The organism is uncultured Methanobrevibacter sp. (genome assembly GCF_900314615.1).
Lineage (GTDB): Archaea > Methanobacteriota > Methanobacteria > Methanobacteriales > Methanobacteriaceae > Methanocatella.
The window spans coordinates 32,487-55,722 of the sequence record NZ_OMWA01000013.1 but is presented as its reverse complement, the minus strand read 5'-3'; the positions used below and the strand labels follow the sequence as shown (position 1 = coordinate 55,722).

The 23,236-nt window shown below is 34.8% G+C and carries 21 protein-coding genes; 12 read left to right on the top strand and 9 right to left on the bottom strand.

All coding sequences use genetic code 11. The features are described 5' to 3' along the window. Nucleotides 1-326: 326 nt before the first annotated feature. From QZN33_RS05720 to QZN33_RS05695, 6 genes are all read left to right on the top strand, one after another. Nucleotides 327-1,031: an ABC transporter ATP-binding protein gene (locus QZN33_RS05720; RefSeq protein ID WP_296789991.1), complete on the top strand. Its 705-nt coding sequence runs from the start codon at nucleotides 327-329 to the stop codon at nucleotides 1,029-1,031. A 4-nt stretch (nucleotides 1,032-1,035) separates the two neighbouring features. After that, on the top strand, nucleotides 1,036-1,482 hold the full coding sequence (locus tag QZN33_RS05715) for a hypothetical protein (RefSeq protein ID WP_296789990.1): 447 nt from the start codon (nucleotides 1,036-1,038) through the stop codon (nucleotides 1,480-1,482). Nucleotides 1,483-1,770: 288 nt separating this feature from the next. Continuing rightward, complete coding sequence (locus tag QZN33_RS05710; RefSeq protein WP_296789989.1) at nucleotides 1,771-3,306, top strand: ABC transporter permease; 1,536 nt, start codon at nucleotides 1,771-1,773, stop codon at nucleotides 3,304-3,306. A gap of 82 nt (nucleotides 3,307-3,388) precedes the next feature. Beyond that, nucleotides 3,389-3,610, top strand: a complete 222-nt coding sequence (locus QZN33_RS05705; protein WP_296789988.1) for a hypothetical protein — start codon at nucleotides 3,389-3,391, stop codon at nucleotides 3,608-3,610. A gap of 256 nt (nucleotides 3,611-3,866) precedes the next feature. Beyond that, nucleotides 3,867-5,951: an Ig-like domain-containing protein gene (locus QZN33_RS05700; protein ID WP_296789987.1), complete on the top strand. Its 2,085-nt coding sequence runs from the start codon at nucleotides 3,867-3,869 to the stop codon at nucleotides 5,949-5,951. A 261-nt stretch (nucleotides 5,952-6,212) separates the two neighbouring features. Next, on the top strand, nucleotides 6,213-8,471 hold the full coding sequence (locus tag QZN33_RS05695) for an ABC transporter permease (RefSeq protein WP_296789986.1): 2,259 nt from the start codon (nucleotides 6,213-6,215) through the stop codon (nucleotides 8,469-8,471). Nucleotides 8,472-8,530: 59 nt separating this feature from the next. Here QZN33_RS05695 and QZN33_RS05690 read toward each other — a convergent pair whose 3' ends face one another. Further along, nucleotides 8,531-9,250 carry a DUF4012 domain-containing protein gene (locus tag QZN33_RS05690; RefSeq protein ID WP_296789985.1) on the bottom strand — a complete coding sequence of 240 codons (720 nt, stop codon included), beginning with the start codon at nucleotides 9,248-9,250 and terminating at the stop codon, nucleotides 8,531-8,533. A gap of 177 nt (nucleotides 9,251-9,427) precedes the next feature. Between QZN33_RS05690 and QZN33_RS05685 the strand changes: the two genes are divergently transcribed. From QZN33_RS05685 to QZN33_RS05660, 6 genes are all read left to right on the top strand, one after another. Further along, nucleotides 9,428-9,892, top strand: coding sequence for a DUF2124 family protein (locus tag QZN33_RS05685; RefSeq protein WP_296789984.1), 465 nt, complete (start codon nucleotides 9,428-9,430; stop codon nucleotides 9,890-9,892). Between the two features lie 110 nt (nucleotides 9,893-10,002). Continuing rightward, entirely contained in the window at nucleotides 10,003-10,377 is a 375-nt protein-coding gene (locus tag QZN33_RS05680) for a helix-turn-helix transcriptional regulator (protein ID WP_296789983.1), read from the top strand. A gap of 18 nt (nucleotides 10,378-10,395) precedes the next feature. After that, entirely contained in the window at nucleotides 10,396-12,933 is a 2,538-nt protein-coding gene (locus tag QZN33_RS05675; protein ID WP_296789982.1) for a cation-translocating P-type ATPase, read from the top strand. Between the two features lie 278 nt (nucleotides 12,934-13,211). Further along, the gene (locus QZN33_RS05670) at nucleotides 13,212-13,529 is read left to right on the top strand and encodes a hypothetical protein (RefSeq protein WP_296789981.1); all 318 of its coding nucleotides are present in this window, start codon (nucleotides 13,212-13,214) and stop codon (nucleotides 13,527-13,529) included. A gap of 24 nt (nucleotides 13,530-13,553) precedes the next feature. Beyond that, nucleotides 13,554-13,823, top strand: a complete 270-nt coding sequence (locus QZN33_RS05665; protein ID WP_296789980.1) for a DUF6110 family protein — start codon at nucleotides 13,554-13,556, stop codon at nucleotides 13,821-13,823. A gap of 72 nt (nucleotides 13,824-13,895) precedes the next feature. Continuing rightward, the gene (locus tag QZN33_RS05660) at nucleotides 13,896-15,266 is read left to right on the top strand and encodes an MATE family efflux transporter (RefSeq protein ID WP_296789979.1); all 1,371 of its coding nucleotides are present in this window, start codon (nucleotides 13,896-13,898) and stop codon (nucleotides 15,264-15,266) included. On the opposite strand, the gene QZN33_RS05655 is transcribed toward QZN33_RS05660, so the two are convergent. From QZN33_RS05655 to QZN33_RS05620, 8 genes are all read right to left on the bottom strand, one after another. Next, nucleotides 15,263-15,877, bottom strand: coding sequence for an ABC transporter ATP-binding protein (locus QZN33_RS05655; protein WP_296789978.1), 615 nt, complete (start codon nucleotides 15,875-15,877; stop codon nucleotides 15,263-15,265). The genes QZN33_RS05660 and QZN33_RS05655 overlap by 4 nt on opposite strands. Continuing rightward, nucleotides 15,867-16,826: an ABC transporter ATP-binding protein gene (locus QZN33_RS05650; RefSeq protein ID WP_296789977.1), complete on the bottom strand. Its 960-nt coding sequence runs from the start codon at nucleotides 16,824-16,826 to the stop codon at nucleotides 15,867-15,869. The genes QZN33_RS05655 and QZN33_RS05650 overlap by 11 nt, the downstream gene beginning before the upstream one ends. A gap of 9 nt (nucleotides 16,827-16,835) precedes the next feature. Beyond that, nucleotides 16,836-17,699: an ABC transporter permease gene (locus QZN33_RS05645; protein ID WP_296789976.1), complete on the bottom strand. Its 864-nt coding sequence runs from the start codon at nucleotides 17,697-17,699 to the stop codon at nucleotides 16,836-16,838. Continuing rightward, nucleotides 17,689-18,678, bottom strand: coding sequence for an ABC transporter permease (locus QZN33_RS05640; protein WP_296789975.1), 990 nt, complete (start codon nucleotides 18,676-18,678; stop codon nucleotides 17,689-17,691). The genes QZN33_RS05645 and QZN33_RS05640 overlap by 11 nt, the downstream gene beginning before the upstream one ends. A 68-nt stretch (nucleotides 18,679-18,746) precedes the next feature. Next, the gene (locus QZN33_RS05635; RefSeq protein ID WP_296789974.1) at nucleotides 18,747-20,372 is read right to left on the bottom strand and encodes an ABC transporter substrate-binding protein; all 1,626 of its coding nucleotides are present in this window, start codon (nucleotides 20,370-20,372) and stop codon (nucleotides 18,747-18,749) included. Between the two features lie 266 nt (nucleotides 20,373-20,638). After that, nucleotides 20,639-21,460, bottom strand: a complete 822-nt coding sequence (locus QZN33_RS05630) for a nicotianamine synthase family protein (protein WP_296789973.1) — start codon at nucleotides 21,458-21,460, stop codon at nucleotides 20,639-20,641. An 85-nt stretch (nucleotides 21,461-21,545) separates the two neighbouring features. Beyond that, entirely contained in the window at nucleotides 21,546-22,160 is a 615-nt protein-coding gene (locus QZN33_RS05625) for an ABC transporter ATP-binding protein (RefSeq protein WP_296789972.1), read from the bottom strand. Between the two features lies 1 nt (nucleotide 22,161). Then, the gene (locus QZN33_RS05620; RefSeq protein WP_296789971.1) at nucleotides 22,162-23,109 is read right to left on the bottom strand and encodes an ABC transporter ATP-binding protein; all 948 of its coding nucleotides are present in this window, start codon (nucleotides 23,107-23,109) and stop codon (nucleotides 22,162-22,164) included. Nucleotides 23,110-23,236 lie beyond the last annotated feature (127 nt).

Here is a 23,236-nt window from a genome sequence, read left to right as displayed (position 1 = left end):
ACTCCGTATGATGAGGAGTACGAAGATTATATTATAAATCATCGGAATAGAACTCCATTTGAATGTTTGTATGGTTAACTAACAATAATAATAGTTTTTTTTCTTATAAACTATGCTCGAGCCGTATGTCTTGAAAGGGACACGTACGGTTCCTAGAAGAGGGGAGATGAGTAATCATCTCTTCTTATTCGACTAATATACTTAAATTAACCTTATTAAGTGAAAATAATTCAGGAATCCCTATCCTCTATAGGATGGGGTGGTTCAAATACTTAATAAAATATATATTCTAACAATTAAAATAATAAAATAAGAAGGCAATATTAATGAGTACAATTATCGAATTTAAGGATGTGAACAAGGAATATAAATCCGGTGATCACATCTTAAAAGCTATGGATAACGTAAACTTCACAATTGATGAAGGAGAATTTGTTGTAATCCTTGGACCGTCAGGTGCAGGTAAATCAACACTTCTAAACCTTTTAGGAGGTTTGGACTCTGTTACCTCTGGTCAGATTATCGTCAATGGCAATCATATTGAATCATTCAATGATAATCAGCTGACTACATACAGGGCAAAGAATGTTGGTTTCATTTTCCAGTTCTACAATCTGATTCCTAACCTGACCGCTTTAGAAAACGTTGAGCTGATGAAGGATATTGTAGATGTCAATATCAACGGTTTGAATGTATTGGATTCAGTTGGCCTAAAAGACCATGCAAATCAGTTTCCGGCACAGCTGTCCGGTGGAGAACAGCAAAGAGTTTCAATTGCAAGAGCAGTTGCCAAACAGCCTACAATGCTTTTATGCGATGAACCGACCGGTGCTCTCGATTCAAAAACAGGTGTTTTAATCTTGAATCTGCTTCAGGACATGAGCAACAACCAGAATACTACAGTTGTTATTGTAACTCACAATGCAATCCTGGCTGAAGCTGCAGATAAGGTAATCAGGATTAAAAACGGTCAGGTAGAAAATATTGTCATCAATGAAAATCCTCAGAAGGTCACTGATTTAGACTGGTGAGCGTATGCTTTTCAAAAAGATGTTGAGAGACATCGCAAAGCACAAAGCTCAATTTATATCTATTTTTTTAATGGCATTTTTAGGAGTATTTGTCTTTGCAGGTGTCGGAGGAGAATCAGTAGGCCTTGAAGTTAATGTCAATGATTTTTACAATGAAACCAACCTTGCCGACGGATGGATTTATTCTTATGGAATTAACGATATTTATATGGAGCAGGTTGATTTATTAGGGCCGACCACACAGATGGAGCGACAGTATGTGGTAGAATCGGTGGGGGACTTTGACAATGACCCGGAAATTACACTGCATTTTGTAGAAAACAACACCATATCAAAATTCTATCTGATTGAAGGTGAAAAGCTGGACATTAATGATGAAGATGGCGTATGGCTTGATAAAAGTTTTGCAGATGCAAAGGGCCTTAAAGTAGGAGACAACATTACCTTTTAATTCGAAGGCCACAAAATCGAAAAGGAAATTAAGGGACTTGGATATTCACCGGAATATGTCTATCACGCATCATCATATTCTGTAATTCCGGACTTTAACAAGATTGGTTTTGCATATCTTTCACATAATGCATATCCTGGCGATAACATTTTATATAACGTTTTAGAGGTTAAATTTGACGGAACACCTGAAAACTTCAATGATATTCTGTCATATAAGCTCGACGGCTATTACAGTTCATTTGTTGAAAGGTCACAACATTCAAGCGTCAGCCAGTTTTCAGAAGAGATGGACCAGCACAAGATGATGGGAGATATTTTCCCTGTTGTATTTATTCTTATTGCAATGCTGATTCTTTTAACAACAATGACAAGAATAATTACTCATCAGAGAACACAAATAGGTATTTTAAAGGCCAGCGGATTTAAAAACAGTTCAATTATCCTGCATTACATTTCCTACGGTTTCTGGCTGGTGTTGATAGGCTCCATTTTAGGTTTAATTCTGGGTCCTATGACATTGCCTCAGCTGTTCTATCCGTCAATGAGCGCAACCTATAAGCTGCCGTCATGGAATCCTGCATGGAGCATGAACTTTGTATATGTTGCAGTTCTCATGGTTCTGATGTCACTTGCCGTTTCATACTATTCAGTCAAAAGCATTTCTGATGAAAAACCGGCAGATACAATAAGACCGAAAGTGCCTAAAGTATCCACATCAGGGTTTTTAGAGAAACTGCCAATCTGGAAACGCCTGTCATTTAATGTTCGCTGGAACTGGTGTGATGCAAAAAGAAATAAGTTCAGGGCACTGATGACAATTATTGGGGTAATAGGATGCAGTGCACTTCTTGTATGTGCATTCGGAATGTATGATGGAATGAACGATTTAAAGGAGTGGGAATACAATCAGATTAATCATTATGACTCAAAACTTGTTGTCGAAGAGAATGCAACTGATGCTCAAATAGATGACGTGGCAAAAGCGGTCAACGGTGACAAGCTGATGGAGTCAGCTATTGAAATAGAGTCGGATGATGCAAAGAAATCAGGTTCGCTGACAGTGCTTAACAACACAGATCTTGTAACTCCGACTGATTACGACTGGAATAAGGTTGACATTAAAGATGAGGAAGTGTCAATATCGCAAAAAATGGCTGATATGCTGGACGTTAAAGTGGGAGATACTGTAAAATGGCATATAATGGGTTCGGACAAATGGGTCAAAACAAAAATAGATAAAATCCATGCAGATCCTATATCTCAGGGATTCATAATGTCAGCAGATAAGCTGGAAGACCTGGACCTTAACTATACTCCAACAAGCATAGTAACAGCCGAACATGTAAATCAAAGCTATGATGGTGTTAAAGCCGCCAGTTCACTGAAAGATATGACTTCCAGCTGGGATGAGCTTACTGAATCAATGTGGCTTTTGATATACATTCTGATATTCTTTGCAAGTCTTCTGGCGATTATTGTTCTTTACAACTTGGGACTGCTGTCATTTACAGAAATCGAAAGGGAAATTGCAACACTTAAGGTTTTAGGATTTAAAAGTGGTTTTCTCAGACGCTTGCTACTGACACAGAACTTATGGTTTACAGCTGCCGGATTCATATTGGGTCTGCCTGTAGGTTATGTTATTCTGGCGATAATGTGGGAGTCATCCGGAGATTCATTCTATATCCTGCCGTCAATATCTCTTTCAAACTTCATATTGACTGCCGTAATAACATTTGCATTGTCAATACTTGTGAATCTGATGTTTTCACGCAAAATCAAAAAGCTGGACATGGTTGAGTCATTAAAAAGTGGGGAATAATTTCTATTTTCCCTTTTTAACACTCATTAAGTGACAAAATCTTTAAAAACATTTAATTTAAATTATTATTTAAGGTGATGTCATGGTGGAAGTTACAGCGGAGTCAAAATATATGGATTTGCTCAATGCATATCCTTTGCTTAAAACAGATCTTGTGAAGAAAAACCATAAATTCAAGTTTTTAGTCACTCCAATGGGCAAAATTTCTCTATGGGAATCAAATCTTGAAGAGGTAAGCAAAAAGGCTGAAATGAGCGTTGATGATACTGTTTTGCTTTTTCAGGAATTGATTGATTCCTATTAATTTCTTGATGATTTGAAAATTGAGATTTGCTTATGATTTAATCATAAGTATTTATATTATAACTCAATTTTCTTCTTTTATTTCTTTTTTTCAGTTAAATGTGGAATTTGCACAATATCAGTTTATGATAATTAAAAAAGCCAATTATGATTATGATGTGTTATCTGATTTCATTTATTGTATAAAGAAAATTCTTTATGCATATCTTTATAATGTGATGATAATAAACCTTATATTATCATAAAGAGGTGTTTAAATGAAATTTAGCAAATTCAAATTATTAGCATTGCTTTTTTTAATGTTAATGGTTTTCGCAGGATTATCTTGCATTTCGGCTCAGGATATAAACGAAACCTCTCAGGATATAGTTTCTCAAAATCAGAGTGATGCTTTAAGCATGATGCCTGACGATGATGATTTCTATTATATTCAGGAGGAAATAGACAATGCTGAAAGTGGTGATAAAATACTGCTTTCAAAGGATTATGTTGGGTCTGGAGATGCAATCACTGTTGATAAGTCATTAACCATTGACGGTAATGGTCATACTTTAGATGCAAAAGGACTTTCACATGTATTTACTGTTAATGCAGATAATGTTGTAATCAGTAATGTCAAGTTTTTAAACGGAGATAGTGATAATGGTGGAGCTATTCATTGGAATGGTGACTCCGGTAATTTAAAAAATTGTATTTTTGAAAAATGTTATTCTGATGAAGGCAGTGCAATATACTGGACCGGAGGTCTGGGATATATAAATGGATGTAATTTCAACAAATGTTATGGTGATGGAGGATGTATCGCATGGGATGTTGAAGAAGAGGACAGTTATGAGGGTCATAGTCGTATAATCAACTGTAATTTTGTTGATAATGACTGTAGGGCTATAGATGTTTTATCATCATGCAGCCACATATATGAGATTTCAGCATGCAGTTTCATAAGAAATACTGATGAGGCCTGCGGTGGTGCAATCTATAACTATGGTACCATAACTAAAATTACCAACAGCAATTTCATTGGAAATACTGCTGAGGATGGTAGTGAGGAAACTTCCGGCGGAGCCATCGTAAATTATAGAGATATAAATGAAATTTCAAACAGTAACTTTACGGACAATTATGCATATTGGGGTGGAGTGATTGAAAACAGCGGTAATATTGGAACAATTACTAAAAACAGGTTCATATCCAATAGTGCCGAATATGGTGGAGTAATAGATAATTGGGATGACGGTTCAATATCCAAAATTACAAACAACTATTTTGAGGACAATAGTGCTGAGGATGGAGCTGTAATAAACAATATTGATTATGCTGTAATTTATGTATTTTCTGGAAATCAGCTATTAAACAATGTAGCAAGTTATGGGTCTGAAATAGCCAATGAGGCGACAATCAACGTTCAGGAGGATAACATAGAGTCTGACGGCATCTACAGGAATACATATTTTACAACAAACAATCCTAATGTAAAAGCATATCCGAATTCAGCTACATTTACATTTGTTCTTAAAAATTCAGACGGTAATCCTGTATCCAATGCGGATGTCAGCTATACATGTGATGGGAAAACTGTCAATACAAAAACAGATTCAGACGGTGCAGTATCATTTACAATATCTCCTGCAAAATCCGGTTCATATAAAATTACTGGAAAGTTCTTAGGGGATAAATATAACAATGCAAGCTCATTTACCAAGACAATTGCTGTTGGTAAAAATGCTGTGAAGTTTGCAAGTCCAACCAAACAGGTTAGCTATTCATCATCCAAAAGAACCTTCAAGATTGCTTTAAAAACTTCTAACAATAAGGTTTTAAAATCAAAATATGTTACATTGTCAATCAACGGTAAAAACTATAATGCCAAGACAGACTCCAAGGGTATTGCAACATTTAAGATTAAACTTCCAAACAAGAAGAATAAATATAACTATAAGGTTAAATTTGCAGGGGATAATGCAAACAGTGCAAAAACATATTCAGGCAAACTTGTTGTAGATAAATTCAAGGTTAAATTTACAGATCCTAGTAAAACAATAATTTATCATGCTGTAACTAAAAAAAGTTTCTCAATTTACCTGAAAGATAATTACAACAATGCTTTGAAAAATAAAAAGGTTACTTTAACTTTTAATAAGAAAACCTACACTGCCAAAACGGATTCTTCGGGTTATGTGAGTTTTACAGTTACAATTCCTCTTAAGGATACAACAATAAAATATACTGTTAAATACAATGGGGATAGCCAGTATTACAAGAAAACTTATACTGGCAAACTTAAATTAAGTTATACCAATATTATATGTTTCTATTATTATGGGTATCCGGTTTATATTTAGGTAAATGGGGTGTGAAAATAATTTGATTTCACATTCTCTTTTTTTATTTTTTTAACTTTAACATCTGATATTTCAATTTTCACTTTAAATTCAAGTCGTGCATATATATCCCCAGGTTCATTCAGATTAAATTTTCCAAATCATTGATGTTAAAGTAAAAGTCATGCAATTATTTTCAACTGTTTCTATTTAACATTAATTTAATTCAGTGTTTAGGCTATCTAGTTAACTTTTTAAATTTTCATTTTCTTATATATTAATATGTCGCTGTCTAAGAAAATGCTGAGGGATATAAAAATCAACAAAACACAGTTTATTGCCATATTCCTAATGGCATTTATAGGCATCTTCGCATACAGTGGAATCTATGCCGAATATTATGGTCTTGAACAGGCTTCCTCTGATTATTATGCCCAAACCAATCTGGCTGACGGCTGGATTCAAGGTACTGATTTTGATAAAGCATCAATTGATGAGATAAGTGAATTTTCAACACAGACTGACCGACAGCAGGTCGTTCAATCTGTTGCAGATATGGAAAACAGTCCTGATATTACGCTGCATTTTATAGAAAACGGAACGATTTCAAAGTTTTATTCTACAGAAGGTAAAGACTTCGATGCATCAGATGATTCGGGAGTATGGATGGATAAGAGATTTGCCGATGCGAGAGACTTGCATGTTGGAGATAAAATCTCTTTTGAATTTGATGGTGAAAAAATCGAAAAGGAGATTAAAGGTATAGGCTATTCTCCGGAATATATCTATGAAGTTTCTCCAAGTTCTCTTATACCTGATTTCTCACAGATCGGTTTTGCATATCTTTCCAGTGATGCTTTTCCGGGCAATCTAGAATATGATACTATTCTGGTTAAATATGACATTTCAGATAAGGAATTTCAGGACAAACTTGACGGCTCTGTTGATTATCTCTCATTTACCAGACAGGAAGATCATCTGAGCATATCCAATTTCGCAAATGAAATGGCACAGCACAAAATGATAGGGGATGTTTTTCCGATTGTATTTGTTTTGGTTACATTCCTGACACTTCTGACAACTATGACCAGGATTGTTGCCCATCAGCGTACTCAAATAGGTATTTTAAAAGCGGTGGGCTTTAAGGACAGCACTATAATTCTGCATTTCATATCCTATGCGTTCTGGCCTGTCCTGGCAGGTTCTGTTTTAGGTTTAATAACAGGGCCTATGATAATTCCGCAGATGTTTTATCCGACAATGACAAACCGTTTCAGTTTGCCTGTCTGGCAGCCCGGTTTTGATATGAGTTTTATCTATATTGCAGCGGCGCTGGTGATATTGTCAGTTCTGGTTACCTATGTTTCATGCAGGAGAATATCAAAGGAAAATCCTGCAAATACTATGAGGCCAAAGCCTCCGAATGTTTCTTCAAAATCTCTTATAGAAAAATCAAGAATATGGAATCATCTCAATTTCAATCTTCGCTGGAACTGGAGAGATGCAAGAAGAAATAAATTTCGTGCACTGATGGCAATTGTTGGTGTTATGGGGTGTGTTGCACTTTTAATTGCGGCATTTGGAATGAACGACAGTCTGGAAGAACTGGAGTCATGGGAATATGACGATATAGTTCATTATGCAGCAAAACTACAGCTTTCCAACAATGCAAATCCCTTGGAGTTGTACTATATTTTAAATGACACTAACGGCAGTTTTATCATGCAGCAATCGATTGAGATGAAAGCAAATGATTTGGAAGATACGGTAACGCTTCTGGCCACAAACGATAGCGATCTGATATCATATACTGACAGCAACAGAAATCCGATTGAAATCAGGGAAGGTGATGTATCGATATCCCAAAAACTTGCAGATAAGTTTGATTTATCTATTGGTGATACAATCCGCTGGCATATTGTTGGAAATGATACATGGGTCAGCTCAAAAATAGGTCAGATTCATGCAGAACCTATATCTCAGGGTTTAATCATGTCTCCGGATACTCTTGAAGACCAGGGAATTGACTTCACTCCGACCAATATCATCACACCTGATATGTTCAGGGAGAAATATGATTCCATCAAATCAGTAACCAGCAAGGATAAAATGGTCGAAAGCTGGGATGTGATGACTGCATCTGTAATGATGATGGTATATGTCGTAACAGTTGTTGCAGTAATATTGGCAGTTCTTGTCATCTATAATTTAGGTATCCTGTCATTTACAGAAATGGAAAGGGAAATTGCAACACTGAAAGTACTTGGATTTAAAACAAACGTATTAAGAAAACTGCTTTTAACCCAAAATCTAATATTTACGGCTATAGGATATCTTTTAGGAATACCGTTGGGATTCTATTTCATGACTCTTATGCTTAATGCTGCAGGTGATTCTCTTTATTATGTGCCGTCTCTGACTTTAGGAAACCTGATACTTACTGCAGTGATAACATTTGCAATATCAATTGGTGTTAATCTTCTCTTTTCAGATAAAATAAGTGATTTGGATATGGTCGAAGCATTAAAGGATGTTGATTAAATTAAGATAAATAAAAAAAGTTCTTTAAAGAATAGGTTATTCTTTAAAGATGAATAATTTTAAGATAGTCGTTCAATACCTTTGGTTGCAAGTAATCTAGCAAATGAACCTTGAGGTTCCATTAAAATGTTTCCGTTGGAATATTCTTTTAAAGCCTGATTAATCATGGTATTTTTCTTTTCAGGGTCTTTTGTAACATTTACAAGAGCTTTAACGAGTACCATTACTGAATCTCCTCTTGACATGTTTCCTTGAACATTTTCATTACCTGCATAACCGTTATATGCATCATTTGAACGAACAAGGTCGGTTGCACTTAGGTTGCTTACTTCACCATCAACGTAAAGTGGTCTGATTGAATCGATAATGTTATCTAAACCTTCATCGTAAACAACAACTACTGCATCAGCATGCATTCCTGTGTTTGCTTCAACAATTTCTTTTGCATACTCCATACCTTGTTGTGTTCCGTCCCATAGACAATCGTGAAGCATCATCCGACCACCTATTCCTCCGGGTGCCGGCTGTGATGGGTGGGACATTCCTCCAGGATAAACTGGGGTGTAGTTTTTAAGAGACCCGTTTTCTAAACGAACCATAAATCCCATATCTACTGCACCATTAGGCTGTTCAGTCTTATCTGATGCTAATACCAATATATTCTTACTTTCTTGTGTTAAATCAGGACCGCTCAGGAACAATGCTCCTGCAATCATAGTTAACAATCCAATAAGAACAACCAGTAATATAGCTATGATCAGTTTTTTAGTTCTTTTCATTTAACTCACATACCTTAAGTTAATAATGTCTCATAAATTAGTATTAATTTATTCTAAATAACTTAGTATAAATTTAGTTTGATATTTTATACATATAAATATTTTTACAAATCGATGTTTTTCTGCGATTAATCTATATTAGATTTAAAAATAAATATTATTATTGAGGTGATTTTCATGGAAGACATATATGAATGGAAAGGTTTGAACGGCCAGCTGGCCACATTCAAAAAGGAAGTTGGTGATGTTGAAAAGATTACATTCATTGGCTCTCCTGGTGTCTGTACGCCATTTGCAGAATTCATGGCTTATGCTGTTAGGGATAAGCAAACACATTTCATTCCTTTGCTTAATATTGATGACTGCCATCAGTTTGAACTGAAATCATATGCTATGGTTTTAAATGATGAAGTATCAAATCCGAAGGATTCAGATGTTGTAGTTCTTTTGGGAGGATTGGCAATGCCTAAATATGATGTCGACACAGATGAGCTGAATGCACTGATTGATGATATCTTAAAAGAAGATGGCCGGATAATTGGTGTGTGCTATATGGACATGTTCTGCAAGGCAGGTTGGCCCGAAAAGGTTAATTTCGATAAGATTATTGATGGTACATTGATCGGTGTTGTAAAAGAATAATCAATTACTTTTTTATTTTTTTTCATTAACATATCACAATATCATGATATGAAAACATTTAAATACATAAACATATCATAATATGTAAATATATAATATATGTGATGAATATGGAAAATAATAATCTTGAAAACAACAATGAAGATATGTGTGAAGTCTTCAACTCTCATGAAGATGTTGTTGAACGTGTAAAAGAACGCATACCTGATGAAACTGAATTTGCTGAGCTTTCAGAGTTTTTCAAAATATTTGGAAATCCAACAAGATTAAAAATTATTTCCCTGCTTTGTCTGGAAGATTTATGTGTTTGCGATATTTGTGAAGCACTTGATTTAAATCAGACCACTGTTTCAAATCAGTTAAGAATACTTCGTGCAAACAATGTTGTAAAATACCAGAAAGAAGGTAAAATGGCAAGATATTCCCTTGCAGACCTTCATATTGAAATGATTTACAAAGTAGGTTTGGAACATATATTAGAATAATTTTTAATTGGTGATAATATGGCTGAAAATAGATGTTATGATGCAGATTGTGCAGATGAAAACTGCCACAATCCCGAACATTACAATTACATCTGTTTCGATCCAAATTGTGATGAAATTCACTGTACAAATTCTAATCATTATGATAAGCAGATATTAAGGGAATATCAGGAAAAAACTGATTTAAGCGTATACGACCACAGAGAAGAAATTGACTATGATGAAGATGTTGACATAAGCATTTGCGGCTGTCCTGATTGTGCTGATGACCACGACCACGACCATGAGCATCATCACCACGAACATGAAGAAAAAGATTCTTGTAGTGATCCTGATTGTGGTTGTCATGACCATGAGCATGATGAGCATGAGCATCATCATGAGCATGAGGAAGAAGATTCTTGTTCTGATCCTGATTGTGGTTGTCATGACCATGAGCATGATGAGCATGAGCATCATCATGAGCATGAGGAAGAAGATTCTTGTAGTGATCCTGATTGTGGTTGTCATGACCATGAACATCATCATGAGGAAAAAGACACCTGTTCAGACCCGGATTGCAGCTGCCACGACCACGATGATGATGACGTTAATATAAGTATTTGTGGCTGTCCTGACTGTGCAGGTGATGACGATGACGACGATGAGGAAGAAGAACTATTGGCTGAAGGAAAACCATTAATCTCCAACAGGCCTATTCAAATCATCGTTGCAAGCGGTATTTGTTTTGCAGCAGGTCATATTCTGGAATTCTTATCATTCAATCCAACATTAGTGACTGTAATTTTCATGATTGGTGCTTTGATTGCAGGTTATGAAATAGCTATCATGGCATATAAATCATTAGTCAAAAGGCACACTGTCGGTCCTGCAATGCTGATGTGTATTGCATGTGTTGCTTCATTTATAATCGGACATCCTGAAGAAGGTGCGGCTGTAACATTCTTGTATTATATTGCGGAATTCCTTGAAGACTATGCAGAACACAGGGCAAAACGTTCAATTAAATCCCTTGTTGAAATTGCTCCTGAAACCGCTAAAGTTAAAGTAGGGGATTCTGAAGTTGAAAGAAAAGTTGATGATGTAAATATTGGTGATATTGTTATTGTAAGGCCGGGAGATAAAGTTCCTCTTGACGGTCATGTTATTTCAGGCTCATCAAGTATTAACCAGGCTTCAATCACTGGTGAAAGTGTTCCTGTCTTAAAAGAAGTAGGTGATGAGGTATTTTCAGGAACAGTTAACGTTGATGGTTATCTGGAAATTGTTGTAACTAAAAAGGCAAAAGATTCAGTTATCTCCAAAATCGTTACTTTGGTTAAAAGATCTCAGCTCAACAGGTCTGAAACTGAATCACTTGTTGAAAAGGTTGCAAAATATTACACTCCGGTCATGATGGTTGCAGCATTATGCGTTGCACTGATTCCTCCTGTCCTATTCGCTCAGCCTTTAACTGACTGGGTTTATAAGGCTCTTTCACTCTTGGTAATTTCATGTCCTTGTGCATTCCTGATTTCAACTCCTGTGGGAATGGTTTCCGCTATTACCTCAGCTACCAAAAATGGGGTACTGATTAAGGGAAGTACATATGTTGAAGAAATGCGTGGCGTTAAAGCTGTAATATTTGATAAGACCGGTACATTAACAGAAGGAAAACTGGTTTTAAGTGATGTTGAAGTATTGGATGAAAGCTACTCCAAAGAGGACATCATTGAAATTGCAGCATCACTGGAACATAACTCTTCACATCCTATTGCACAGGCAATTGTAAACTATGCAACAATGAATGACATTCCGTTTGCTGAAATCGAAGAGTTCAGAAATGTTCCGGGTAAAGGTATTGTTGCAAACATTAACGGCAATGAATACTATGCGGCTAATGAGTCTTTAATTGAAGGGTCAAGCTTTGATATTTCAAGGGATGAAATCAATAAATACTCTGCTGAAGGTAAAACCATTGTATTTGTAGGTAATGCTGAAAAAGTGCTGGCAATCATTACAGTATCTGATAAAATCAGATCAAATGCTCATGAAGTAATTAAAGACTTGAAACAGCAAGGCGTTAAAACTGTAATGCTCACCGGAGATAATAAGATAGCCGCAAAAAGCGTAGCGAATGAAATTGGAATGGATTATGTTTACTCTGATCTGATGCCTGAAGACAAATTGAATATTCTGGATACTATCAGAAACAAATTCGGTGATGTTGCTATGGTCGGTGACGGGATCAACGATGCTCCTGCTCTGGCACGTGCAAATATAGGTATTGCAATGGGTGCTGCAGGTTCTGATGTAGCTATTGAAACTGCTGATGTTGCACTGATGCAGGATGATATCTCCAAACTTCCATATCTCTTCTCATTGTCTCATAAAACAATGGGAATCATCAAACAGAATATTTCTGTAGCTATTGCAGTTAAATTATTATGTGTGGTACTTGCGATTCTCGGTATTATCACACTGATGATGTCTGTAGGTTTTGGAGACTTGGGTTTAACTTTACTGGTTATATTGAATTCATTTAGAATTGGAATGGTGAAAGACCCACTGTTCTAATACTATTTTATTTTTTTTTGCATTGCTAAATTTTAAAAGAATTTAGACATGCTTAAATTTGGTGTAACTAAATATTTATTCTTTGATAAGCCTAAAAAAGCTTTTTAAACCGATTAATTTATATACTAGATTTTATTTAAGGTTATATTAAGTAATATTACTTAATTTCAATTTAAAAATTTAGGTTAGATTAAAAAATATTTGATATCTTTTCGTGCTGAGCTTAAAAGTTAAGTATAAATATTTAGGAATACCTAAATAATTATATGGGTGATTACATGACATACAGAAAAATATTAGATCAAGCAGTACAAAATAAAGAACTTTTAATTTTCGCAGCTGGAGTAGCAACTGCAGTAGTAGGTAAAAAAATATTGGAATCAAAAACTGTTAAAGAAGCAACTACCAATGCTGTTGCAGGAGTTATGGCTGTAAAACAGGATGCTGAAGACAGGCTTGATGAAATTAAAGCAGATGCAGAAGCACAACTTGAAGATGAAGACAAAGTTGAAATTGAAATAGAAGCTGAAGATGTAGAAGAAGAGGAAGAAGAAAAACCTAAAGCTTCTAAAAAATCCAAAAAATCCAAAAAATAGATTTTAATCAACGGGAGTGTTATTATGGCTATTGATGATCAAATCAGACCTTTTGTAAAACAACATAAACATGCACTGCTCTTTGCAGGCGGTATTGCAGCAGGTCTTATCGGTGCTTACGTATTAAAATCCAAAACCACAAAAGACTTAGCTACAAAAGGCATGGCTGGAGTAATCTCTGCTAAAAAAGATGCAGAAGAAACATTCCAGGACATGAAAGAAAACGCTGAAGACATTGTTTATGATGCAAACTTTGATAACAAACAGGAAATCTATGTAGAGAAAAAAGAATAGTTTCAACTATTCTCTTTTTAACTTTTTTTAAACAATTAACTTTATATCTGAATAAATTTTAACTATTAGTTGATGTTGGGTAATGATAGTTTGGATAATGTGGATGTAATGCTTGGAAATCCTAAAAAAGCATTAATAAAAATGTCAATCCCATTAATCGTTTCATTGCTTATCACTAGTTTTTATAATCTCATTGATGCGGCATGGGTATCAGGACTCGGTGCAGATGCTCTAGCGGGAGTTGGATTTTTCACGCCGATATTCATGATTCTGGTAGGATTCGGAAATGGTCTGGGCTCAGGAGCAGCTTTTGCAATATCAAAATATGTTGGTGAGGAAAACAAAATCAAGGCGGACAATGCTTCAATTCACTCTATTTTAATTGACATTATCATTTCTATTATAATTACAGTAATTTTGCTTGTTTTTCTAAATCCCATATTGAATGCAATGGGTGCTGGCCAAACCATTAATTATGCAACTGATTATGGAGTAATAATCATTCTGGGGTCAATACTCATTATATTGTCAAATGCTCTTTACGGCATTTTCAGAGGGGAAGGTGATACAACAAGGCCCATGTATGCAATGATTGCATCTGCTGTATTAAACATGATTCTGGACCCTATTTTTATCTACACATTCAATCTGGGCGTAAAAGGGGCAGCATATGCAACACTGATATCTGCAGTATTTGTAATTGCAATATTGATTTACTGGTTTTATATTAAAAAGGACACATTTTTACATCCCACATTAGCCAATTTCAACTTTAAAAGAGATATTTCAACAGATATTGTTAAAGTGGGAATTCCTGCAAGCGTTCAGCTTTTAAACAACGCATTTTTTGCTGCAGTTTTCTCAGCGCTTTTAACATATGTCGGTTCAACAGATTCTGTTGCGGTTTACTCGACCGGCTGGAGAATAGTGACAATCGGAACAACTCCCCTTTTAGCTATTGGAACAGCTTTAATAAGTGTAATTGCAGCCAATTACGGGGCAAAAAACTACAAAAACATTCAGATTGCTCACAGGTATGCAATGAAAGTTTCAATAGTTATCTCTGTTGGTGTAATGGTTTTGACAAATGTCTTTGCAGGAGATATTGCAGGCATTTTCGCTTCATCCGGAAGCAGTACCAGAATTCTGCCTGAATTGACAAGCTTTTTGGCGTGGATTGTGATTTATTATCCTACAATGGCTGTAGGTGTGGCGTCAACCTATGTTTTCCAGGGTATAGGTAAGGGAATAACGGCAATGTTTCAGACAATTTTAAGAGAAACAGGTTTTACAATATTTTTTGCAGTGCTCTTAGGTGTTGTTTTAGGTTATGGTGTTTGGGGAGCCTGGATGGGTATCGTTCTAGGTGAAGTTGTATCAAATAATATTACTATGGTCTGGGCCGACTGGCAGATTAAAAAATTAATAGATATTAATGATTAAACACCATTAATATCTTTCAAATAGATTATATCATCACAGATTGTATTTACAAGGTCTCGGTCATGACTTACAAGTAAAAATCCCATTTTTCTTTGTTTAACTATTTTCAATACTGAATCTATGATTTGCACTTGTGTGATTGCATCGAGCATTGTTGTCATTTCGTCAGCTATTAAAAATTTTGTTTTTGGATTTAATGCCCTAAGTACTGAGAATCTTTGTAATTCTCCTCCTGAAAGCTCTTGGGGAAATCTTGTCATCCATGATTTTTGAATACCAAACTCAGAGAGTAATTCATCATCCACATTCCAGGATTCTTCCAGGACATTTTTCATTTTCCATTTAGGATTCATCACTTTTTCAGGGTGCTGGAAAATTAGTTGGACGGGACAGAATTCTTTTTTGGGCAGTTCGTTTCCATCAAGTGTTACTCTGCCTTCAAAATTATTGATATGACCTGCCAATATTTTGCATAATGTCGACTTTCCGCTACCGCTGTCTCCAATAAAACCTATGATTTTGTCATTGGACATATGTATGTCAATATCCTTTAAGATGTATTCTTTAGCTGATGGGTATTTATATGAAATATTCGATCCTTTAAGTTCCATTTTCAACACCTTCTTCATATTTAAAACATCTTACTTTTTTGTTTCCTAGGTCGATTAGTTGAGGCCTTTCCTGTTTGCATCTGTCAAAGTGCATTTCGCATCTGTCATAGTATGGACAACCTTGTGGAATTTCTCCATGCAGTGGCTGATGGCCTTTTGTTAGTTCAAATCCGTTTGCAGGAAGTGCTTTGTATAGTGCTTTTGTGTATGGGTGCAGTAAATTTTCTCCTTCACCTGAGAAGTCTTTGTTTTCCGCTATTTCTATTACATATCCTGAGTAGAATATTCCTATCCTGTCTGCGATTTCCAATGCAGCATGGATGTCGTGAGTGATTAAAAGCACGCCTACTCCGTCTTCCTTCATGTGTTTGAAATGGTTAAGTGTTTCCTGGACTGTTTTTTCATCGAGTCCGGGGGTTGGTTCGTCTGCTACAACTAGTTTTGGGTTTGATAGTAGTGCTGTTGATACCAGCACTCTTCTGGCCATTCCTCCTGAAAGTTGGAACGGATACATTTCGTCGACTTCTGGGCCAAGATTGTAATGTTCGAAGATTTCTCTTTGTTTAATCTTTTTTGATTTTTTCTCTTCATCATTTTCTGTCTGTCCAATTGCCTGATCTGAAATTTTCATTAATGGGTCAAGGAAATTTACTGATTGAGGAATTAATGCAATTTCTTTTCCTCTGATTTCTTCCTTGTCTTTTTGAGATAACTCTTTTCCATTGTATTTTATTTTTCCATTCAGGTTAGCATTTTCAGGCAATATTCCGAATATTGCATGTGCAAGTAGACTTTTTCCAGATCCGCTTGAACCTAATACTGCTAAAATTTCACCTTCGGATATGTCTAATGTTAAATCAGTGATAACTTTTAGGTCTCTTTGATTTAAACCTTGAGTGTATTGTATAAATGAAATTGAAACGTTTTCAACATCTAATAATTTCTCCATGTTATCACCCTATTCATTAGCACTGGTTGGATCGAGTATCTTTTTAATGTTTTCTCCGGCAATATCGAATAATAATACTAATATTAATAATGCCAATCCTGGGAACAGTGCTAACCACCAGTTACCTGTTGCAAGATATTTCATAGATTCAGACAGGATTATCCCGATTGCAGGTTCATGAGGTGATAGGCCGAATCCTAAAAATGTCACGCTTGCTTCGTGCATAATTGCATGTGGGAAAATCAATATTGTTCCTACAATGATTTGTGTTGTAACCAATGGTAAAATTTGTTTTCTCGCAATCCATAATTTAGATTTTCCAAATCTTTCAGACAATTTTACATAATCTGATGTTTGGATTTGTTTTATTTCAGCTCTTAACACTCTTGCTAGTGAGGTCCAGTGTGTAATAGCAACACCCATAGTTACACCGAATGCTCCTCCGCCCAGTGCTATTGATATTAATATTATTAATAATATATGTGGAATTGATAGGAATAGGTCAATTAACCAAGACATAAAGCTATCCAGATGTTTATTCATACTTCCTAAGAATGCTAAAGCAATTGCAATGATGCTGCTTAATATTGATGCTCCTGCACCAATCTGAACACTTAGTCCTAATCCTTTTAATGTACGGGTAAACATGTCTCTTCCCATCCAATCAGTACCGAATAAATGCTCAAATGAAGGAGGTTTGTTCATAGCTTGAAAATTGGTTGTTATATCTGCAGAATTAATAAAGAAACTGGATATGACCACTATAACTAAAATAAAAACGGATAATCCTATGGTCAATAATGTTTTGGTTCTCAAATTCATTTTTGCAAAGGGATTATATATACTAGGTCCATTATTTGAATTAGCCATCATCTTCACCTTCCTTAATTCTTGGGTCAACGAAATTGTATAAAATGTCTGCTATTAAATTTCCGCAATAAACGAATATTGCACTGAAAATTACAATTCCTAAAAGCAGAGGAACATCACTTCTAAGACCTGCTGAAACTGCAGCTTGTCCAATTCCAGGATATGTAAATATTTGTTCCACTAAAACTGCACCACCGAATAATTCGGAAAATCCTAAAAATTGTAATGTGATTGCAGGGAGCAAAATATTTCTTATTCCGTGTCTTTTAATTAAATTCCAACCACTTTCACCTCTTGCTTTTGCAAATAAAAAATAATCACTATTCATTTCATCAATTAGTTTGTCTCGGGTATATAATGCAATTGAAGCGACTCCAACGATACTTAAAGTAAGCATCGGCAATATTAAACGATTCAACCAATCCCAAAATGATACATTTTCACTTAATGTACCGATTGGAACTCCCAGTCCTGTTGGGAACCATCCGAGATAAATACTGAACACCATGAGTATAATTAATGCAATCCAAAATGTCGGTGCTGATTGTAAAACATAACAGTAAACTTTTATTGCTTTGTCAATTATTGTGTCTTTCTTAAATCCTGCCACTACTCCTAATAAAAATCCTAAAATTCCTGAAAATGCCCATGAGGATAACATCAATACAAGTGATGCAGTAAAACGTTCTATAATCACGTCCATTACAGGTACTCTAAAAATTAATGAATTTCCCATATTTCCCTGCAAAACATTTCCTAACCAATTTGCCATTTTGTTTGTTATTGGTTCGTTTACTCCCCAATAAGCTTCCAGAGCAGCAATTTGGTCTTGAGATATTACGACATTACTGATATATGTTTTCACGGGATTGATAGGTGATAAGTCGAGCAGTAAGAAACTTAATAATATGACAAAAATAAGCAAGATTACAAATCGGACAATTTTTTTACCTAAAAATTTCAGTAATCTTTGTTTATTCATTTTTAAACTCCTAAAAAAGGGAAAAAAAGAGAGTTAAATTGAAAAATTTAACTCAAAAATTCTCACGTCTATTGTTCTATTGAAGAAACACGATGCCAGTCGTAAATGTTAGAGAAGATGTCTCCACCGTGAGGCTGTAGGAGAGCAGTCTCTTCAGAGATATCTAAGCTTTGATCTACGAAGTAACCGTATTTGATTTCACCTACCCATAACCATGATGCGTCGCCTAATGGTGAAATACCATTACTTCCGTCCCATGATACAGCAGACCATTCGCTGTAAGATGATTCACGGTCCATGGACATAGCATTATCAATGTGTGCATCAACAGCACTGTTGTTTATGGAAGCAGGGTTACTGTAACCTTGGCCTATGAGTTCGCTGTAGTATTGGTTGTACATGGTAGATGGATCAGTTGAACCCCAACCCCATACTATAGGGTCGCTGTTAACATGTGATCCCATTTCATCCCAGTTGGAACCAGTTGCATTAACTTCAATACCAAATTCTTTTGCTTGTTCAGCAATAGTCACAGCAATAGCTTGTCTTTCTGTTGCATCAGAGGAGTAAAATACTTGTATGGATGCTTTGGTACCGTTTTTCTCTACGATTCCATCACCGTTAGTGTCTTCCCATCCTCCGTCTTTTAAGATTTGTTTAGCTCTTTCAACATCACCGTCGGAAATATTGTTTACTTCATCATTTGCCCAAGGTAATTGATGAGCAATACCGTCGAAGTTAGGGTATCCGAATCCGTTTAATGCTCCTTGAGCAATAGCAGTTCTGTTAATACCATAGTTTAATGCTTCTCTTATTGCTTTATCTGCAGTTACATTGTTACCAATAGGATTACCTTCTTCAGTGGTATTTCCAGTATTGTTAACTACTGGTAAGGATAATCCTCTTACATCAATAGTGTCGAGTAAGCTCATATTGTAACCTTCAATGGTTTCATTAGCATATGCTAATGGTACTGCAGCAACATCTACTTCATGATTTTTAGCAGAATTAAATGCAGCATCATTCATTTCGAAAAGAATGGTTAATTTATTAAATTCTGGTTGTTTTCCATAGTAATCAGGGTTTTTCTCAAGAATTACTTGTTGACCTTTATCCCATTGTACAAATTTATATGGTCCTGAACCTACAGGATTTGATCCATAGGTTTCGTTATTGTAGGAATCTGATGGTACAATACCTAAGTATGCGAACTTATCTACAAAAGTAGAGTCTGGTCTGTTTAATTTGAATACTACAGTATTATTTTCGGTTACTGTAGCATTTTCTAAACTGGTGAAATCTAATTCACTTGCTCCAGTTGTTGCAGCGGTGTTATATGTAAATGCTACGTCTTCCGCATCTAATGTGGTATTGTCTGTGAATTTAATTCCATCTTTGATTTTTACAGTATATTCTGTAAAGTTGTCATTTGCTTCCCAACTTGAGGCCAAATCATTTGTATAAGTCATGTTTGGTGTCATTTTCAATAATGTTGATTGAATTAAAGGTTCTGCTAAGTAGTTCCACCCAAGTATAGGGTCAAAACCAGCTTCAGGTTCTCCCCCGTGACTATAAGCAGCAACTACGAGTTCGTCGTCAGCTCTGTGTGTGGATGATCCTCCCATGAGGACCGCTCCAGCAATTACAGCTATTAAAATTACAGCTACTATTCCAATAATGTATTTGCTATCCATTATCTTTTCTCCATTTTTGATAAAAAGTAATTGTCATAATTATTTATAAAAAAGTATTATTCTAATTAATAACAATTATTTAAATATTATTACGATTAGTTATTTAAAAGTTTCTAAAAAAAGTATTACTTTGCTTAATATTTTTTAAAAAAAGTATTAAATTATTACTTTACAGTGTAAAAAAGTAATAATTTATTTAAATTTTAACATGGAGATTATTAAATTAATTTAAAAATTAAATAATTGTTTTCAGAATATTTTTTGGGTTATACTATTTTTCTGATTAAAACAGATGTGTTGTTGGTTTTTCCTGAAGGCAACATCATAACTTCTTTGTGAAAACCTCGTATATCTTTTTCAAGCACTGGTGAATACAATATAGCTCTCATTCCAGTGTAAGTTCTGTATATGACAGGTGTTTTTTCATCGACATATGTCCAGATATTTGAAAAGACTCTTTCTTTCGGTTCGGCTAATGCTGCAACCATTAAAATATCATATTTCAAATCTTTTATAACTGTTTCATTACCAACGACAATTTCAATTTCATCTTCAAGATCTAATTTCCTTAAAACTTTCTTTGATAATTCTGCTACATTTGCGTCCTGCTCAATTCCAATGCATTTGCATTTGAATACTTTATTAAACATGATTAGTGTCAATGGCAATGGTCCGGATCCTAAAAATACAAATGTTTTTTCATCATTGAATTTAGCAAGTTGGCTTTCATTTTCAATTAGTCCAATATACCTTTCATAAAAATGAAATGAATCAAGAGTTTCATTAGGATTATCTGATTCCAGAATTTTCAATGCATTTTCAGTTTCTAATCTAGCGCCTATGTATACATAGAATTTTCTAATTAACTTCAATGCTTTATTCATTTTTTCATCATCTAAGATGTGTTTAGCAGAATCAAAGTCAATTTCTTTATCGTGTGCAATAATTTCAACTTCGTCTAAAATATCAATTATTTCATCAATATTTATTTCATCTAATTTTGAATTTCCGTATTTGTCTAAATCACCATAAGAAGATAATTTATTTGAAATTTCTTCTAATTTTCCCCAATATTTATAACAGCTCATGTTATCAACTTTGTAATTTGTTTTTTATCATATAATGATTATTACTGGTATAATGAAGTTTTAATGTTATTTTGAATGAATGTTGCTAATTTCGATTAATATCTTTTAAGTAAATTTTGTCATCGCAGATAGTTTCTACTAAATCCATATCGTGACTTACAAGTAAAAATCCCATTTTTCTTTCTTTTACAATCTTTAAAACGGACTCTAAAATTTGTACTTGTGTGATTGCATCAAGCATTGTTGTCATTTCATCAGCTATTAAAAATTTAGTATCTGGATTAAGAGATCTCAGAACAGAAAATCTTTGAAGTTCTCCACCGGACAATTCCTGTGGAAATCTTGTTAACCATGTTTTTTGAATACCGAATTCTTCTAAAAACTCATCCGGTACATCCCAGGATTCTTTTAATACTTGCTCCATTTTCCATTTCGGATTCATTACTTTTTCAGGGTGCTGATAAATTAATTGCACTGGTTTAAATCCCTTTTTTGGAAGAGGGTTTCCGTCAAAAGTCACGTTTCCTTCATATTTTGTAACATATCCTGAAAGAATTTTGCATAATGTTGATTTTCCGCTTCCGCTATCTCCAATCAAACCCATGATTTTTTTATTATTCAACTCGAGATTGATGTCTTTCAATAAGTAATTTTTAGCAGATGGGTATTTGAATGAGATGTTTGTTGCTTTAAGTTCCATTTTATTCACCTTCTTCATATTTAAAACATCTGACTTTTTTATTTCCTAAATCTATTAATTCAGGTCTTTCCTGTTTGCATCTGTCAAATCGCATTTCACATCTGTCATAGTACGGGCATCCGTCAGGTATTTCTCCGTGTAGTGGTTGATGGCCTTTTGTTAGTTCAAATCCGTTTGCAGGAAGTGCTTTGTACAGTGCTTTTGTGTAAGGGTGTAGCAGATTTTCCCCATTTCCTGAAAAGTCTTTGTTTTCTGCAATTTCGATTACATATCCTGAGTAAAAGATTCCGATTCTATCCGCTACTTCCAGTGCTGCATGAATGTCGTGTGTGATTAATAAAACACCAATATTGTCGTCTTTCATGTGTTTGAAATGGTTTAGGGTTTCTTGGACTGTTTTTTCATCGAGTCCAGGGGTTGGTTCGTCTGCAACTACCAGTTTCGGATTTGATAGTAGTGCTGTTGATACCAGTACTCTTCTAGCCATTCCTCCTGAAAGTTGGAAAGGGTACATTTCATCTACTTCTGGTCCAAGATTATAATGTTCAAAGATTTCTCTTTGTTTTTGTTTTTTCTCTTTTTTTTCAGCATCGTTTTCTGTTTGTCCGATTGCTTGGTCGGATATTTTCATTAGTGGATCAAGGAAATTTACGGATTGGGGCACCAGCACCATATCTTTTCCTCTGATTTCTTCTTTATCTTTTTGAGATAATTCTTTTCCTTTGAATTTTATTTTTCCGTTTAAATTTGCATTTTCTGGTAAAATTCCGAATATTGCATGTGCAAGTAGACTTTTTCCAGATCCGCTTGAACCTAATACTGCTAAAATTTCACCTTCGGAGATGTCTAATGTTAAATCAGTGATAACTTTCAGGTCTCTTTGATTTAAACCTTGTGTGTATTGTATAAATGAAATCGAAACGTTTTTAACTTCTAATAATTTTTCCATATATTCACCTTTCACCATTAAATGATAATCTTTATATACTAATTTGTACTTTATCAATATTAAAGTTAATCAAAATTTATAAAAAAGTATTACTAATGACATATATTTTATAATAAATGTAATACTT

What these genes read in the sequence shown, in the direction of transcription:
- QZN33_RS05720 (WP_296789991.1), top strand. Translation starts at nt 327, where the DNA reads ATGAGTACAATTATCGAATTTAAGGATGTGAACAAGGAATATAAATCC.
- QZN33_RS05715 (WP_296789990.1), top strand. Translation starts at nt 1,036, where the DNA reads ATGCTTTTCAAAAAGATGTTGAGAGACATCGCAAAGCACAAAGCTCAA.
- QZN33_RS05710 (WP_296789989.1), top strand. Translation starts at nt 1,771, where the DNA reads ATGGACCAGCACAAGATGATGGGAGATATTTTCCCTGTTGTATTTATT.
- QZN33_RS05705 (WP_296789988.1), top strand. Translation starts at nt 3,389, where the DNA reads ATGGTGGAAGTTACAGCGGAGTCAAAATATATGGATTTGCTCAATGCA.
- QZN33_RS05700 (WP_296789987.1), top strand. Translation starts at nt 3,867, where the DNA reads ATGAAATTTAGCAAATTCAAATTATTAGCATTGCTTTTTTTAATGTTA.
- QZN33_RS05695 (WP_296789986.1), top strand. Translation starts at nt 6,213, where the DNA reads ATGTCGCTGTCTAAGAAAATGCTGAGGGATATAAAAATCAACAAAACA.
- QZN33_RS05690 (WP_296789985.1), bottom strand. Translation starts at nt 9,250, where the DNA reads ATGAAAAGAACTAAAAAACTGATCATAGCTATATTACTGGTTGTTCTT.
- QZN33_RS05685 (WP_296789984.1), top strand. Translation starts at nt 9,428, where the DNA reads ATGGAAGACATATATGAATGGAAAGGTTTGAACGGCCAGCTGGCCACA.
- QZN33_RS05680 (WP_296789983.1), top strand. Translation starts at nt 10,003, where the DNA reads ATGGAAAATAATAATCTTGAAAACAACAATGAAGATATGTGTGAAGTC.
- QZN33_RS05675 (WP_296789982.1), top strand. Translation starts at nt 10,396, where the DNA reads ATGGCTGAAAATAGATGTTATGATGCAGATTGTGCAGATGAAAACTGC.
- QZN33_RS05670 (WP_296789981.1), top strand. Translation starts at nt 13,212, where the DNA reads ATGACATACAGAAAAATATTAGATCAAGCAGTACAAAATAAAGAACTT.
- QZN33_RS05665 (WP_296789980.1), top strand. Translation starts at nt 13,554, where the DNA reads ATGGCTATTGATGATCAAATCAGACCTTTTGTAAAACAACATAAACAT.
- QZN33_RS05660 (WP_296789979.1), top strand. Translation starts at nt 13,896, where the DNA reads ATGTTGGGTAATGATAGTTTGGATAATGTGGATGTAATGCTTGGAAAT.
- QZN33_RS05655 (WP_296789978.1), bottom strand. Translation starts at nt 15,877, where the DNA reads ATGGAACTTAAAGGATCGAATATTTCATATAAATACCCATCAGCTAAA.
- QZN33_RS05650 (WP_296789977.1), bottom strand. Translation starts at nt 16,826, where the DNA reads ATGGAGAAATTATTAGATGTTGAAAACGTTTCAATTTCATTTATACAA.
- QZN33_RS05645 (WP_296789976.1), bottom strand. Translation starts at nt 17,699, where the DNA reads ATGATGGCTAATTCAAATAATGGACCTAGTATATATAATCCCTTTGCA.
- QZN33_RS05640 (WP_296789975.1), bottom strand. Translation starts at nt 18,678, where the DNA reads ATGAATAAACAAAGATTACTGAAATTTTTAGGTAAAAAAATTGTCCGA.
- QZN33_RS05635 (WP_296789974.1), bottom strand. Translation starts at nt 20,372, where the DNA reads ATGGATAGCAAATACATTATTGGAATAGTAGCTGTAATTTTAATAGCT.
- QZN33_RS05630 (WP_296789973.1), bottom strand. Translation starts at nt 21,460, where the DNA reads ATGAGCTGTTATAAATATTGGGGAAAATTAGAAGAAATTTCAAATAAA.
- QZN33_RS05625 (WP_296789972.1), bottom strand. Translation starts at nt 22,160, where the DNA reads ATGGAACTTAAAGCAACAAACATCTCATTCAAATACCCATCTGCTAAA.
- QZN33_RS05620 (WP_296789971.1), bottom strand. Translation starts at nt 23,109, where the DNA reads ATGGAAAAATTATTAGAAGTTAAAAACGTTTCGATTTCATTTATACAA.